Origin of the sequence: Frateuria hangzhouensis (assembly GCF_026410505.1) — a bacterium.
GTDB lineage: Bacteria > Pseudomonadota > Gammaproteobacteria > Xanthomonadales > Rhodanobacteraceae > Frateuria_A > Frateuria_A hangzhouensis.
In genome coordinates this window covers 83,184-97,218 of sequence record NZ_JAPMIU010000004.1, presented here as the reverse complement: position 1 = coordinate 97,218, position 14,035 = coordinate 83,184, and the positions used below count along the sequence as shown (strand labels likewise).

The following is a 14,035-nucleotide window of genomic DNA, read 5'->3' as shown; positions in this document are numbered from 1 at the left end:
GGACGCACCGCGGGAGGGTGGCGCGGACATGACCCGGCCCACCGCCCGTGACGCGCTGCGCACACGCCTCGGCGACAGCCGCGGCCCGCGCTACTGGCGCGCGCTGGAAGAAATCATCGAGCAACCGGCCTGGCGCAGCCGTCTGCACGAAGCCTTCCCGCAGCTCGCCCGGCTGGAGCCTGCGCTCGACCGCCGCGATTTCCTCAAGCTCATCGGCGCCTCGCTCGCGCTGGCCGGCCTGGGTGCCTGCAGCCGTCCGCCGCAGGAACAGATCGTGCCGTGGGTACGCCGCCCCGACCAGCTGCCGCCGGCGCTGCCGCGCTTCTACGCCAGCACCCTGGCCTGTGCTGGCGACGTGGCCGGGGTGCTGGTGGAAACCCATCAGGGCCGACCGACCAAGATCGAGGGCAACCCGGCGCACCCGATGAGCCTGGGCGCCACCACGCCGGCGATGCAGGCGGCGGTGCTGGAGCTGTGGGACCCGGACCGTTCGCAAGGCCCCGTGCACGACGGCGTCGCGGCCAGCTGGGACGCGTTCCGCGCCGAAGCAGGCCGGCTCGCCGCGCGCTTTGCCCGCGACGGGCACGGCCTGCACGTGCTCGGCGGCCGGCTCGATTCGCCCACGCTGGCGGCCCAGCGCGACGCCTGGCTCGCACGCTTCCCCGGCGCGCAGTGGCACGCGTACGAAGCGATCGACGACGACAACGCACTCGCCGGCGCCCGGCTCGCTTTCGGCACGCCGCTGCGCACGCGCCACCGCGTCGACCGGGCACGGGTGATCCTGGCGCTGGAGGCGGACTTCCTCGGTTCCCAGCCGGGCAGCCTGCGTCATGCCCGCGACTTCATCGCGGGCCGCGATCCGGCGTCGGAGGAGTTCAACCGCCTGTACGTGGTCGAGGCCTCGCCCACGCTCACCGGCGCCAGGGCCGACCATCGCTGGGCGCTGGATTCGGCGCACATCGGCATGGTCGCGCTGGAGCTTGGCGACCTGCTAGGCCTGCCGGGCGTGCACGCGCCGCAAGCCAGCGGCATGTCCGCGCGCCGCCTGCGCGCCCTGGCGCGTGACCTGGCCGACCAGCGCGGCACCTCGCTGGTGCTGGCCGGCCGCACGCAACCGCCGTGGGTGCATGCGCTGGCGCACCTGCTCAACGAAGCGCTCGGCAACGTCGGCCATACGGTCGACTACTACGAACCGGCCGAGCCGTGGGTCTCTTCCGCCGATGGCCTGCGCGAACTGACCCGCGCGATGGCCGCGGGCACGGTCGACACGCTGCTGCTGCTCGATGGCAACCCGCTGTACGCCACCCCGGTCGACGCGCAGTTCGCCCGGCTGCTGGCCAGGGTGCCGCATCGCATCCACCTGGGCCTCTACCGCGACGAGACCGCCCTCGCCTGCCAGTGGCACCTGCCGCGCTCGCATGCGCTGGAGGGCTGGTCCGACCTGCGCGCCGCCGACGGCACCGCCAGTCCGGTGCAGCCGGTGATCGCGCCGCTGTACGACAGCCGCAGCACGCACGAATTGCTGGCCATGTTCCTGGGCGACACGCAAAGTCCCCGCGAGCGCGTGCAGGCCACCTGGCATGCCGACGACGACGCGTGGCGCGCCAGCCTGCAGAGCGGCGTGATTCCCCACAGCGCGCCGCCGGCGCAGCACCCGCGGGTGGATGACGCGTTCCTCGGGCACATCCCGACCCCCGCCGACCAGCCCGGGCTGGAACTGCTGTTCGCCCCCGACCCCACCGTGTGGGACGGCCGCTACGCCAACAACGGCTGGCTGCAGGAACTGCCCAAGCCGCTGACCGCGCTGACCTGGAGCAACGTGGCGCTGGTCAGCCCCGAACTCGCGCTCGCGCACGACCTGAAGAACGGCGACGCGCTGGAGATGCGCATCGACGGCCGCCACACCCAGGCACCGGTGTGGGTGATGCCCGGGCAGGCCGCGCGCAGCGTCACCGTCTGGCTCGGTTACGGCCGCCGTCACGCCGGGCGCGTGGGCGGTCAGCTGGGCTTCGACGCCTACGCCTTGCGCACCGCCGCCGCGCCGTGGCGCGTCGACGGCCTGCGCGTGAACCGCACCGACGCGCACTACGCGCTCGCCACCACCCAGCGCCATCACGCGATGGAGGGCCGCGCTCCGGTGCGCGCCACCACTCTCGATGCGTTCCGCACCGACCCGGCCATCGCGCAGGGGCACGCGCAAGACCCGCCCAGCCTTTATCCCGACCGCCTGCACGGCGATTACGCCTGGGGCATGAGCGTGGACCTGAACGCCTGCATCGGCTGCGGCGCATGCACGATCGCCTGCCAGGCGGAAAACAACATCCCCGTGGTGGGCGCCGCGGAGGTCGAGCGCGGCCGCGAGATGCACTGGATCCGCGTCGACCGCTACTACGAGGGCGACGTCCGCGCACCGCGCATCCACCACCAGCCGGTGCCGTGCATGCACTGCGAGCACGCGCCCTGCGAGGTGGTCTGCCCGGTCGGCGCCACCGTGCACGACGCCGAAGGGCTCAACGTGCAGGTCTACAACCGCTGCGTGGGCACCCGCTTCTGCTCCAACAACTGCCCGTACAAGGTGCGCCGCTTCAACTTCCTGCAGTACAGCGACCTGCACACCGAAACGCTCAAGGCGCAGCGCAACCCGGACGTGACCGTGCGCAACCGCGGCGTGATGGAGAAATGCACCTACTGCATCCAGCGCATCGAGACCGCGCACATCGCCGCCGACAAGGCTGGCCGGCGCATCGCCGACGGCGAAGTGCTGACCGCCTGCCAGGCCGTGTGCCCGACCCAGGCGATCGTGTTCGGCGACCAGCAGGATCCGGCCACTGCGGTGAGCCGGCAGAAGGCCTCGCCACGGCATTACACGCTGCTGGAAGAACTCAACACCCGCCCGCGCACGACCTATCTCGCCTCGATCCGCAATCCGCACCCGGCGCTGGAGGACGACGCATGAGCACGCTTCGCGTCGCCCCGCCCACTTCGCACCTGTCCCGCGCTGGCCTCGTCCAGGCTCCCTCTCCCCCGTCTCTTATCAAGAATGGGGGAGAGGGAGTTGTATCGGCCGATGCGGGAGCATCGGCATGAACACGCCGCTGCTCGCGCCACGCGAAACCTTCGCGACCCTCACCGACCGGGTGAGCGACATCACGCTGGAACGCCCCACCGGCCGCCTCTGGCTGCTCGCCTTTGCGCTGTCGTTCGTGCTCACCGCCTGGCTCGGCGCCGGCATCGTCTGGCTGCTGGCGAAGGGTGTGGGCATCTGGGGGCTGGACATGCCGGTGGCCTGGGCTTTCGCCATCGCCGACTACGTCTGGTGGATCGCCATCGGCATGGCCGGCACCTTCATCTCCGGCGGGCTGTACCTGGCGCGGCAGGGGTGGCGCAACGCGCTCAACCGCTACGCGGAGGCGATGACGGTGTTCGCCGTGTCGGTGTCGGGCATCTTTCCGATCCTGCACCTGGGGCGACCGTGGTTCTTCTACTGGCTGGCGCCGTATCCCGATCGCATGGGCCTATGGCCGCAATGGCGCAGTTCGCTGTTCTGGGATTTCTCGGCGATCGTCGCCTACCTGATCGTTTCGGTGCTGTACTTCTACGTAGGCCTGATTCCCGACCTGGCCACCCTGCGCGACCGCGCGCGCACGCGCGGCAAGCAGGTCTTCTACGGCCTGCTGGCGATCGGCTGGCGCGGCGAGGCGCGGCACTGGCAGCGCTTCGAGACGCTCAACCTGCTGCTGGCCGCGATGGCCGTGCCGCTGGTGTTCTCGGTGCATTCGATGGTGGCGCTGGATTTCTCCGAGGGCCTGCTGCCGGGCTGGCACTCGACTATCTTCCCGCCGTTCTTCGTCGCCGGCGCGCTGTTCTCCGGCTTCGGCATGGTGCTGGTGCTGGGCATTCCGCTGCGGCACTTCTTCGGCCTGGGCGATTTCATCACCGAGCGGCACCTGGACAACCTGGCCAAGCTGATGCTCGCCGCCGGCCTGTTCGTCGACTACAGCTACGCCAGCGAGATGTTCAACGCGTTCTACAGCGGCGACCGCTACGAGATCGCGCACGCCATGCAGCAGCTGACCGGCGCCTACGCCTGGGTGTACTGGACCATCATCGGCTGCAACGCGGTGTCGATCCAGGCGTTGTGGTTCCCCCGCGTGCGGCGCAGCCACGCGGCGCTGTTCGCGATCGCGCTGCTGGTGCTGATCGGCATGTGGTTCGAGCGCTTCCTGCTCATCGTCAGCAGCCTCTACCACGACTTCCTGCCGTCGAGCTGGGGCATGTTCTACCCGACCTTCTGGGACATCGCCTTCCTGGCCGGATCGATCGGCTTGTTCTTCCTGCTGTTCCTGCTGTTCGTGCGGCTGCTGCCATTGCTGCCGATGTTCGAGCTGCGCAAGCTGCGCGCCCGGCTCGAGCGGGAGGGCGCATGAATACGCCATACGAAAGCCGGCCGCACGAGCGGGGCTGGCTGGCCCGGTTCGACGACGCCGGCGCGCTGTTGCTGGCGGTGCGCGAACTGCGCGGCCGCGGCTATACGCAACTGGAGGCCTATACGCCGTATCCGGTGGAGGGGCTGGCGCAGGCGCTGGGGCCGATGCGCAACCGCATCCCGCTGCTGGTCCTGCTGGGCGGCCTGGCCGGCGGCTTCGGCACGCTGTTGCTGCAGTGGTACGCCTCGGTGATCGACTACCCGATCAATGTGGGCGGACGGCCGGACGCGAGCTGGCCGGCCTTCATTCCCGCCGCGCTGGAAATGACCATCCTGTTTGCCGCGCTGTTCGGCATCGTCGGCATGTTCTTCGCCAATGGCCTACCACGGCTCAACCACCCGCTGTTCGACGTACCGGGCTTCGAGGCGGCCAGCCGCGACGGCTTCTTCCTGTGGTTGCGCGCGGACGATCCCTGCTTCGATGCGGCCCTGGCCCACGACGACCTCGCGCGGCTGGCGCCGCTGGCAATCGACCGGGTGGGTTCATGAAGCGCCAAACCCTCCTCTGTAGGAGCGCACCCTGTGCGCGACCGCCATTTCTCCGGCGCGGCATCCGGTCGCGCACAGGGTGCGCTCCTACAAGGCACCTGTTCGTGCTGGCGGCGCTATTCGCGCTCACTGGCTGCGAGCAGGCCATGCACGACATGTACTCGCAGCCGAAGTACAAGCCGCTGGAACCCAGCCCGCTGTTCGCCGACGGCAACAGTGCGCGCACGCCGCCCCCGGGCAGCGTGCCGATGGCGCAGGGCGCGGCCGCCGACACGGCCAGCGGGCGGCACGGACAGATCGCGCTGCCGTCCGATCCCGGGCCCGCGTTGCCGCTGGACGCGCAGGGCCGCAACCTCGTCCAGGGCGAAGTCGGCGAACGCCGCTACGCCAACCCGCTGCCGCTCACCCTGGCCCTGCTGCAGCGTGGCCGGCAACGCTTCGACATCTATTGCGCGCCCTGTCACGGCCGCAGCGGCAACGGCGACGGCATGATCGTGCGCCGCGGCTTCCCGGCACCGCCGAGCTACCACACCGAACGCCTGCGCAACGCGCCGGACAGCCACTTCTACCAGGTGATCACCCACGGCTATGGAGTGATGTACCCCTACGCCGACCGGCTCAGCCCGCACGACCGCTGGGCCATCGTGGCCTATGTCCGCGCCCTGCAGCTCAGCCAGCACGCACCGCGCGACCGGCTGGCGCCGCAGGATCTGGCACGCCTGCCGGGCCCCCCGGCGAAAGATGCGGGAGCGCACCGGTGAACCGCCACTGGCCCCGCATCTCGCACCGCGAAGGCATCGCCGCGGCGATCGGCCTGCTCGCCCTCGCCGCCTGCCTGGTGCTGGGCCTGCGCGCACCGCACCAGGTGTTGCTGTCCTATCTGTTCGCCTGGTTGTTCTGGCTGGCGCCGGCGCTGGGCAGCGTGGGCCTGCTGATGGTCCATGCGCTGACCGGCGGCGACTGGGGGCTGGCGTTGCGCCCGGCGCTGCTCGCCGCCAGCCGGCGGCTACCGCTGATGGCGCTGTTGCTGCTGCCGGTGCTGATCGGCGCGAAGGTACTGTTTCCCTGGGCGGACGCACAGGCGGCCGATCCCGACCTCGAACACCAGCGCTGGTGGCTCAACGTGCCGTTCTTCATCGTGCGCGCAGTGGTGGTGTTCGCGCTGTGGCTGTGGCTGGCGCGAGGGATCCGCCGCCGATCGGCATGGCCTTCGGCCAGGGTGTTCGCCGCCGGGGGCCTGGTGCTCTATGCGCTGACCGTCTCGGTGGCGGCGGTGGACTGGGTGATGTCGCTGGTGCCGCGCTGGCATTCGACGACGCTCGGCATCCTGCTCGGCACCGCACAGCTGCTTGCCGCGGCCGGGCTGGCGGTGTGGATCAGCGTGACCGGGCGCAACGCCGCGCCGGCCAGTTGGACGCCCAGACGGCTGAACGACCTGGGCAGTATCCTGATGGTGCTGGTGCTGGCCTGGGGCTACCTGGCGTTCATGGATTACCTGACCGTGTGGATCGCCGACCTGCCGTCGGAAACCGTCTGGTACCTGCCACGCGTCAACACCGGCTGGCGCTGGCTGGGCGCGTTCCTGGTGCTGTTCCACCTGGCGTTGCCCTTCGCCGTGCTGCTTTCGCGGCAGGCCAGGCAGCGCGCGGCCTGGCTCGCCGGCGTGGCGCTGTGGCTGTTCATCGCGCAGATCGGCTACGTCGGCTGGCTGGTGCTGCCGGGCCTGCGCGAACACGCGCTGGCCTGGAGCGATCCGCTGGCGTGGATCGGCATCGGTGGGCTTTGGTGGCTCGGCTTCGGTGCGCGGCGCCGTGCCGCGCTGGAGGCGCAGGCATGAGTCGGCAGCCTGACTCGCATGAGTCCTACACGGTGGCCGCCGGCCTGCTGCACTGGGCGGCGGCGATCCTGGCGCTCAGCCTGCTGGCGATCGTGCTGCTGGTGTACATGTGGGCGCGGCCGGTGCTGACCGCGGGTGAGCAGCCGGCGCGGCCGATCCCGCCGCAGCCGCGGTTGCAGCAGGACCCGGCCGTCGACATTGCGGCAGAGCGCGCGCTGCAGCGTTCGCGTCTGGATGGCTATGAGTGGATGGATGGTACGCACACGGTGGCGCGGATTCCGATTTCGCGGGCCATGGCATTGCTGGCCGCCAAGCCCGCGCCTGCCGCATCGACGGAGCGTGCCCGATGATCCTCCGGGACACCTGCAGGAGCGCACCCTGTGCGCGACCGGGGGGCAACGCCATGCGTCGCGGTCGCGCACAGGGTGCGCTCCTACAAGGGTTCCGTGCGCTAGTGTTGTTGTTGGTCGCGACCGTCGTTTCGGCCACGCAGGCGCCGTTCCCGCCGCCGGATCTCACCCAGCGCGCGGGCTTCGACCAACGCCTGGGCGCTTCGATCCCCGCGCATGCCGGCTTCCGCGACGTCAACGGCAAGCCGGTCGACCTGCACACGCTCGCCAACGGCAAGCCGCTGTTGCTCGCGCTGGGCTATTACCGCTGCCCCAACCTGTGCGACGTGGTGCTCAAAGGCATGGCGCACTCCCTCGCCGGACTCGACCTGCGACCCGGTCGCGACTTCGAAGTGGCCTTCGTCAGCATCGACCCGGCCGAAACCCCGGCCGATGCCCGCCACGCCCAGGCCATGCTCGCGCGCATGCAGCCGAAGGCGTCGGTGCCGCGCTGGCATTTCCTCACCGGCGACCAGCCGTCCATTACCGCGCTCGCCCGGGCGGTCGGCTTCCGCTACTTCTACGACGAGAACCTCCACCAGTACGCCCACGCCGCCGGCCTGGTGGCGATCACCCCCGACGGCAAGGTGGCGCAGTACTTTTTCGGCGTGTCCTGGCCGCCGGCCTCGCTGCGCCTGGCACTGGTGCACGCCTCGCAGGGCGAACTGGGCAGCGTGATCGACCGCCTGGTGCTGCTGTGTTGCGGCTACGACCCCTCCACCGGCCGCTACAGCCTGGCGATCGGCCGCACCATGCAGGTGCTGGGCGTGGCGTTCGTGCTGGCGCTGGGCGGCTGGCTGATGTGGCTGCGGCGGAGGGCGCGCGCATGATCCTGCCGCAGGCCTCCAGCGTCGCCGCGAACGTCGACGACCTGTTCAACGCGTTGCTGGCGCTGTGCACGCTGGTGGTGGTCGGCGTGTTCACGGTGATGATCGTGTTCTGCGTGAAATACCGCCGCGGCACCGCCGCCGAGCGCACGCCGCCGCGACAGCACCTGGGCGTGGAGCTGACCTGGACGCTGGTGCCCTTCGTGTTGTTCATGGGCATCTTCGGCTGGAGCGTGCATCTGTGGATCAAGTTGCGCACGCCGCCGAAGGACGCCGCACCGGTCTACGTCGTCGCCAAGCAGTGGATGTGGAAGGTGCAGCACCCCGGCGGCCAGCGCGAGATCGACCAGCTGCACGTGCCGGTGGGCCAGCCGATCCGCCTGATGATGACCTCGCAGGACGTGATCCACAGCTTCTACGTGCCGGCTTTCCGGGTAAAGCAGGACGTGCTGCCCGACCGCTACACGCAACTGTGGTTCACCGCCACGAAGGCGGGCACCTACCATCTGTTCTGCGCCGAGTTCTGCGGCACCGACCACTCGCGCATGCGCGGTCGGGTGGTGGCCATGGCGGCGGGCGATTACGCGCGCTGGCTGCAGGCACACGCGGGCGTCGGCCTGGCCGCGCAGGGCAGGGCGCTGTTCCGGCAGCTCGGCTGCAGCGGATGCCACGATCCCCGGGCGGGCGTGCACGCGCCCGACCTCGACGACCTCTACGGCCGTACCGTGCCGCTGGCCGACGGCTCGCAGGCGCTGGCCGACGAGCGCTACCTGCACGACGCGATCCTGCTGCCGAAGAAGCAGATCGCGGCCGGCTACGAACCGATCATGCCGAGCTTCGAGGGCCGCATCGGCGAGGAGGACGTGCTGGCCCTGGTGGCCTACCTGAAGACCCGCGGCACGCAGACGGAGAACGATGATGAGCACCGTTGAGCGCCCGGCGCCGCCGCGCAGCTACCTGGAGGAAGGCTTCGGCCTGCGCTCGTGGCTGACCACGCACGACCACAAACGCATCGCGATCCTGTACGGCATCGGCATCACCGCGTTCTTCTTCCTGGGCGGGCTGGCCGCGGCGCTGGTGCGCCTGGAACTGGTCACGCCGGCCGGCGACCTGGTCAGCGCGGAGACCTACAACAAGGCGTTCACCTTCCACGGCGTGGTGATGGTGTGGTTCTTCCTGATCCCCTCGATCCCCGCCACGCTGGGCAACTTCCTGCTGCCGCTGATGATCGGTGCGCGTGACGTGGCCTTCCCGCGACTGAACCTGTTCAGCTGGTACCTGTACATCGTCGGCGGGCTGTTCACCCTGGCCTGCCTGCTGCTCGGCGGCATCGACACCGGCTGGACCTTCTACACGCCGTTCTCGACGATGTTCTCCAACTCGCACGTGATGCTGGCCGTGGTGGGCGTGTTCATCGTGGGCTTCTCCTCGATCTTCACCGGCCTGAATTTCATCGTCACCGTACACACGCTGCGCGCACCGGGCATGACCTGGATGCGCCTGCCGCTGTTCGTGTGGGCCATGTACGCGGTGGCGCTGGTGATGATCCTGGCCACGCCGGTGCTGGCGATGACGCTGTCGCTGATCGCGCTGGAGCGGCTGTTCGGCGTGGGCATCTTCGACCCCGCGCTGGGCGGCGATCCGGTGCTGTTCCAGCACTTCTTCTGGTTCTATTCGCACCCGGCGGTGTACATCATGATCCTGCCGGCGATGGGCGTGGTCAGCGAGCTGATCACCCACGGCGCGCGCCGGCGCATCTTCGGCTACCAGTTCATGGTCTGGGCGATCATCGGCATCGCCGTGGTCGGCTTCCTGGTATGGGGCCACCACATGTTCGTGGCCGGGCAGTCGATGTACGCGAGCATCGTGTTCTCGATCCTGTCCTTCATCATCGCGGTGCCCTCGGCGATCAAGGTCTTCAACTGGACCGCCACGCTGTACAAGGGCGACATTTCCTTCGACGCGCCGATGCTCTATGCGCTGGGCTTCGTCGGCCTGTTCATGCTGGGCGGGCTGACCGGCCTGTTCCTGGCCGCCACCGCGCTGGACGTGAACCTCACCGACACCTACTTCGTGGTGGCGCACTTCCACTACATCATGGTCGGCGGCGCGGTGATGGCCTACCTGGGCGGCGTGCACTACTGGTGGCCGAAGATCACCGGGCGGCTGTATTCGGAAGCCTGGGCGCGGTTCGCCGCGATCCTGATGTTCTTCGGCTTCAACCTGACCTTCTTCCCGCAGTACATCCTGGGCTGGGAGGGCATGCCGCGGCGCTATCACGAGTACCTGCCGCAGTATCAGGTATGGAACGTGCTCTCCTCGGCCGGCGCGACCATCCTGGGCGTGTCCTACCTGCTGCCGCTGCTCTACCTGGGCTGGTCGCTGCGCCGCGGCGCGCGCGCCGGCGCCAACCCGTGGGACGCCACCGGGCTGGAATGGCAGACGCCCTCGCCGCCGCCGCTGCACAACTTCGCCCAGACCCCGACCGTCACCGAAGGCCCCTACGCCTACCGCCAATGAACGCCCGCCTCCATCCCGTGCCCGAGCAGTTCGACGACCCCGTGCAGCAGCGCGAGGCCGCGACGCTGGGCATGTGGGCGTTCCTGGCCACCGAGATCCTGTTCTTCGGCGTGCTGTTCGCCGGCTACACGCTGTGCCGCGTGCGCTTTCCCGATGCCTTTGCCGCGGGCAGCCGGCATACCGACATGCTGCTGGGCACGATCGAGACGGCGGTGCTGCTGACCAGCAGCTGCGCCGTGGCGCTGTCCGTGCGCGAGGTGCAACTGGGCGGCCGGCAGCTGGCCACGGCATTGCTGGGGATCACCGCGGCGCTGGGCGCCAGCTTCCTGGTGATGCATGGCTTCGAGTACTACGCCGAGTACCGGGAAGGGCTGATCCCGGCCGTCCACTGGACCCAGCAGGGCGTGTACGCGAAGGGCATGGAGATCTTCTACTGCCTGTACTACTTCATCACGCTCTTCCACAGCCTGCACGTGTCCATCGGCGTGGTGCTGCTGATCGTGATGGCCTGGCGCACCTGGCACCGCGCCTACGACGCCCGGTACCACACGCCGCTGGAACTGACCGCGCTGTACTGGCACCTGGTCGACATCGTGTGGATCTTCGTCTACCCGCTGATCTACCTGGTCGGGAGGGCCGGATGAACACTCCCGCGGCGCGGCCACAGCGCAGCCACGGGAGCGGCCCGCGGCCGCCCTCGCTCGGCGGCAACCTGTGGACGCTGCTCGCGCTGCTGGTGCTGCTGGGCCTGAGCGCCGGCAGTGCGCTGCTGGAGCTCGGGGTCTTCAATACCGTGGCCAACCTCGGCATCGCGGTGGCCAAGGCCTTGCTCGTGCTGACGATCTTCATGCGCCTGAAAACCGACAACGCGCTGCTGCGCATTGTCGCCAGTGCGGGCTTCGCCTGGCTGGCGGTGATGATCGCGCTGGCGTTGGCCGACGTGCTGACGCGCGCGCCGCTGCTGGCGCCCTGGTAAGCCGGCTCCGTGGCATGGAAGTTGCTGCGCCGCGGGCAGGGGGGAATTCATCGACATGCCGGCACGATCGTGGCGGGCCTCGTGAAACCCGCCGCCGTTTGTCGCCATCGCATCGATCCGCCCATGAGCTCGCCGCCCGAATTGCTGTTACCTCCGCTGCCCTCGTTCGGCGGCTTCCGCGAAGCGGCCCAGGCCTGCCTGTCGATGCTGCGCGAGCGCACCGGCGTGGGCGCCTGGTATTTCACCCGCGTCGACGGCGAAGACTGGCTGGTGCTGGCCGCCTCGGACGATCGTTACGGCGTGCGCAGCGGCGAAGCGCTGAAATGGGCCGATTCGATCTGCTCGCGCATGGTGCGCGGCGGCCCGTGCGTGGTGGCCGACGTCGCCGCGCATGCGCCGTACGCCGCCGCGCCGATCGTCGGCCGCGGCATCGGCGCCTACCTGGGCGTGCCGGTGCAGCTCGACCATGGCGCGATCGGCACGCTTTGCGCGATCGATCCGCAGCCGGTCCCGGTGGACGTGGAGCGCTGGCTGCCGATCGTGCAACTGTGCGCGCAGATGCTCGCCACGCTGTGGAGCCACGACGTCGACCTGAAGGAAACCCAGCGCCGCGCCGAACGGGCCGAGCTGGAAGCCATGACCGACCCGATGACCGGCATCTTCAACCGCCGCGGCTGGCGCGAACTGCTCGCGCTGGAGGAGCAGCGCTGCCGCGACGAACACACCACCGCCGGCGTCGTGGTGGTCGACCTGGACCGCCTCAAACAGACCAACGACAGCCAGGGCCACAACGCCGGCGACGCGTTGATCCAGCGCGCCGCACAGGAGATCTCGAACGCGGTGCGCGGCGTCGACGTGGTCGCGCGCCTGGGCGGCGACGAATTCGTGGTGCTGGTGCTGGACGTCGGCCCCACCGAACTGGCCCGCCAGGCCACCCGCATCGAGCAGACCCTGCGCGCGGCCGGGGTGGCCGCCACCCTCGGCTACAGCTGGCGCGGTCCGGGCCGCGACCTGGGCGAGGCGTACCGCGAGGCGGATCTGCTGATGCTCGACGCCAAGCGCGGCCGCCATCGCGCCGCGCCGTAATCCCGTCACCGCGTCCGCCCGCCGCTCGTCGTAGGGTGGGCTTCAGCCCACCATCCACGGACCCGCGTCGCAGCGCAATGGAATAATCGGCCCCGAACCGCGTCTCCCGACCAAGCCCCCGCCGGAGTCGGCCATGCTTCACCACCCGCTCGACGATGCCTTGCGCGAACTGCTGCCGCGGTTGCGGCGCTTCGCGCAGTGGCTCACGCGCGACCCCACCACGGCCGACGACCTGGTGCAGGCCACGCTCGAGCGCGCGCTGTCGCGCTGGTCCAGCCGGCGCCCGGACGCCTCGCTGCGCAGCTGGCTGTTCGCGATTCTGTACCGGCAGTTCCTCGATGGCCGTCGCCGCGCGCAACGCCACGCCTGGCTGCTCGGTCGCCTGCGCACGGAAGAGGAGCCGCAGTGGCCCTCGGCCGAGCGCGAGGCGGTGGCGCACGCGATGCTGCAGGCGTTTGCGCGGCTTAACCCCGAGCAGCGCAGCCTGCTGTTGTGGGTCACCGTGGAGGGCTTGAGCTACCAGGAAGTCGCGCAGATCCTCGAGGTGCCGATCGGCACCGTGATGTCGCGGCTGTCGCGCGCCCGCCAGGCGTTGCGCCGCCTCGGCGAGGGCGAAACCACCACTCCCACCCTGCGGGTGCTGCGATGAACCAACCGAGCGAACACGACCTCCATGCCTACGTCGACGGCCGTCTCGATGGCGAGCGCCGCGCGGCGGTGGGGCTTTACCTGGCCCGACACCCCGAACGCGCCGCGGAACTGCAGGCCTGGCAACGCGACGCCCAGCACCTGCGCGCCTCCCTGGCCGGCGGCCCGGCGCTGCCGGACAACCCGGCGCTCGACCCGGCCGCGATCCGCCGGCGCCGGCACCAGCGCACGGTCGCGCGGCTGGCGCTGGCCGCCTCGCTGGTGCTGTGCCTCGGCCTCGGCGGACTGGGCGGCTGGCAGGTGCGCGGCTGGCGCGCCGCCGCTCTGCCGATGGGCGACGCGCTGACCGCCTACCGCCTGCTCGCGCTGGAACCCGGCACCCGGCCGGATCTGGTGCCGCAACGTGACGGTGACCTGCAGGGCTGGCTGGACCGCCACTTCCAGCGCCGCGTGGCGATGCCCGACCTGCGCGCCGCCGACTTCCGGCCGGTCGGCGGGCGCCTGTTCGCCACCGAACAGGGCGCCGCGGCGATGGTGCTCTACCGCGACGCCGCCGGCCACGCGATCAGCTTCTACGTGCGTCCGCCCGGTCCGCGCCGCCACCTGCTGCCGCGCGGCGAGCGCATCGACGGCGGCCTGCTGGCCCAATACGGCTCGGGCAACGGCTACAACTACGCCATGGTCAGCCGCGCCGATGACGCCGACGCGCAGGTGGCCGCGCGCGCCCTGCAACCGCTGATCTAGCCGATCGTAGGGTGGGCTTCAGCCCACCGGCTC

At 70.3% G+C, this 14,035-nt stretch carries 14 protein-coding genes; all 14 read left to right on the top strand.

Annotated features, from left to right (window positions below; translation table 11 throughout):
- Positions 1-28 precede the first annotated feature (28 nt).
- The 14 genes from OSC30_RS05775 to OSC30_RS05710 all read left to right on the top strand — a co-directional run bounded on the left by OSC30_RS05775 (position 29) and on the right by OSC30_RS05710 (position 14,002).
- On the top strand, positions 29-2,956 hold the full coding sequence (locus OSC30_RS05775) for a TAT-variant-translocated molybdopterin oxidoreductase (protein WP_267170893.1): 2,928 nt from the start codon (positions 29-31) through the stop codon (positions 2,954-2,956).
- A 127-nt stretch (positions 2,957-3,083) separates the two neighbouring features.
- Positions 3,084-4,427 carry an NrfD/PsrC family molybdoenzyme membrane anchor subunit gene (gene nrfD, locus OSC30_RS05770; RefSeq protein ID WP_267170892.1) on the top strand — a complete coding sequence of 448 codons (1,344 nt, stop codon included), beginning with the start codon at positions 3,084-3,086 and terminating at the stop codon, positions 4,425-4,427.
- The gene (locus OSC30_RS05765; RefSeq protein WP_267170891.1) at positions 4,424-4,975 is read left to right on the top strand and encodes a DUF3341 domain-containing protein; all 552 of its coding nucleotides are present in this window, start codon (positions 4,424-4,426) and stop codon (positions 4,973-4,975) included. Before nrfD ends, OSC30_RS05765 begins: the two co-directional genes overlap by 4 nt.
- A 104-nt stretch (positions 4,976-5,079) precedes the next feature.
- A complete protein-coding gene (locus OSC30_RS05760) occupies positions 5,080-5,736 on the top strand; it encodes a c-type cytochrome (protein ID WP_267170890.1) in 657 nt (218 codons plus the stop codon).
- On the top strand, positions 5,733-6,812 hold the full coding sequence (locus OSC30_RS05755; protein WP_267170889.1) for a hypothetical protein: 1,080 nt from the start codon (positions 5,733-5,735) through the stop codon (positions 6,810-6,812). The genes OSC30_RS05760 and OSC30_RS05755 overlap by 4 nt, the downstream gene beginning before the upstream one ends.
- The gene (locus tag OSC30_RS05750; RefSeq protein ID WP_267170888.1) at positions 6,809-7,162 is read left to right on the top strand and encodes a hypothetical protein; all 354 of its coding nucleotides are present in this window, start codon (positions 6,809-6,811) and stop codon (positions 7,160-7,162) included. Before OSC30_RS05755 ends, OSC30_RS05750 begins: the two co-directional genes overlap by 4 nt.
- 104 nt (positions 7,163-7,266) lie before the next feature.
- On the top strand, positions 7,267-8,031 hold the full coding sequence (locus tag OSC30_RS05745; RefSeq protein ID WP_267170887.1) for an SCO family protein: 765 nt from the start codon (positions 7,267-7,269) through the stop codon (positions 8,029-8,031).
- Positions 8,028-8,960 (top strand): cytochrome c oxidase subunit II, encoded by a 933-nt coding sequence (gene coxB, locus OSC30_RS05740; protein ID WP_267170886.1) that lies wholly within the window; start codon positions 8,028-8,030, stop codon positions 8,958-8,960. Before OSC30_RS05745 ends, coxB begins: the two co-directional genes overlap by 4 nt.
- The gene (ctaD, locus tag OSC30_RS05735; RefSeq protein ID WP_267170885.1) at positions 8,947-10,548 is read left to right on the top strand and encodes a cytochrome c oxidase subunit I; all 1,602 of its coding nucleotides are present in this window, start codon (positions 8,947-8,949) and stop codon (positions 10,546-10,548) included. The genes coxB and ctaD overlap by 14 nt, the downstream gene beginning before the upstream one ends.
- A complete protein-coding gene (locus OSC30_RS05730) occupies positions 10,545-11,192 on the top strand; it encodes a cytochrome c oxidase subunit 3 family protein (RefSeq protein WP_267170884.1) in 648 nt (215 codons plus the stop codon). The genes ctaD and OSC30_RS05730 overlap by 4 nt, the downstream gene beginning before the upstream one ends.
- The gene (locus OSC30_RS05725) at positions 11,189-11,524 is read left to right on the top strand and encodes a cytochrome C oxidase subunit IV family protein (protein ID WP_267170883.1); all 336 of its coding nucleotides are present in this window, start codon (positions 11,189-11,191) and stop codon (positions 11,522-11,524) included. Before OSC30_RS05730 ends, OSC30_RS05725 begins: the two co-directional genes overlap by 4 nt.
- 123 nt (positions 11,525-11,647) lie before the next feature.
- Positions 11,648-12,610, top strand: coding sequence for a sensor domain-containing diguanylate cyclase (locus OSC30_RS05720; RefSeq protein ID WP_267170882.1), 963 nt, complete (start codon positions 11,648-11,650; stop codon positions 12,608-12,610).
- 133 nt (positions 12,611-12,743) lie between these two features.
- Positions 12,744-13,259 (top strand): sigma-70 family RNA polymerase sigma factor, encoded by a 516-nt coding sequence (locus OSC30_RS05715; RefSeq protein ID WP_267170881.1) that lies wholly within the window; start codon positions 12,744-12,746, stop codon positions 13,257-13,259.
- Positions 13,256-14,002, top strand: coding sequence for an anti-sigma factor family protein (locus OSC30_RS05710; protein ID WP_267170880.1), 747 nt, complete (start codon positions 13,256-13,258; stop codon positions 14,000-14,002). Before OSC30_RS05715 ends, OSC30_RS05710 begins: the two co-directional genes overlap by 4 nt.
- The last annotated feature ends 33 nt before the right edge of the window (positions 14,003-14,035 follow it).

Bases quoted from the DNA above. Each gene is read 5' to 3' on its own strand.
- coxB (WP_267170886.1), top strand. From the start codon at position 8,028: ATGATCCTGCCGCAGGCCTCCAGCGTCGCCGCGAACGTCGACGACCTG.
- OSC30_RS05765 (WP_267170891.1), top strand. From the start codon at position 4,424: ATGAATACGCCATACGAAAGCCGGCCGCACGAGCGGGGCTGGCTGGCC.
- OSC30_RS05775 (WP_267170893.1), top strand. From the start codon at position 29: ATGACCCGGCCCACCGCCCGTGACGCGCTGCGCACACGCCTCGGCGAC.
- OSC30_RS05720 (WP_267170882.1), top strand. From the start codon at position 11,648: ATGAGCTCGCCGCCCGAATTGCTGTTACCTCCGCTGCCCTCGTTCGGC.
- OSC30_RS05750 (WP_267170888.1), top strand. From the start codon at position 6,809: ATGAGTCGGCAGCCTGACTCGCATGAGTCCTACACGGTGGCCGCCGGC.
- nrfD (WP_267170892.1), top strand. From the start codon at position 3,084: ATGAACACGCCGCTGCTCGCGCCACGCGAAACCTTCGCGACCCTCACC.
- ctaD (WP_267170885.1), top strand. From the start codon at position 8,947: ATGAGCACCGTTGAGCGCCCGGCGCCGCCGCGCAGCTACCTGGAGGAA.
- OSC30_RS05730 (WP_267170884.1), top strand. From the start codon at position 10,545: ATGAACGCCCGCCTCCATCCCGTGCCCGAGCAGTTCGACGACCCCGTG.
- OSC30_RS05710 (WP_267170880.1), top strand. From the start codon at position 13,256: ATGAACCAACCGAGCGAACACGACCTCCATGCCTACGTCGACGGCCGT.
- OSC30_RS05715 (WP_267170881.1), top strand. From the start codon at position 12,744: ATGCTTCACCACCCGCTCGACGATGCCTTGCGCGAACTGCTGCCGCGG.
- OSC30_RS05725 (WP_267170883.1), top strand. From the start codon at position 11,189: ATGAACACTCCCGCGGCGCGGCCACAGCGCAGCCACGGGAGCGGCCCG.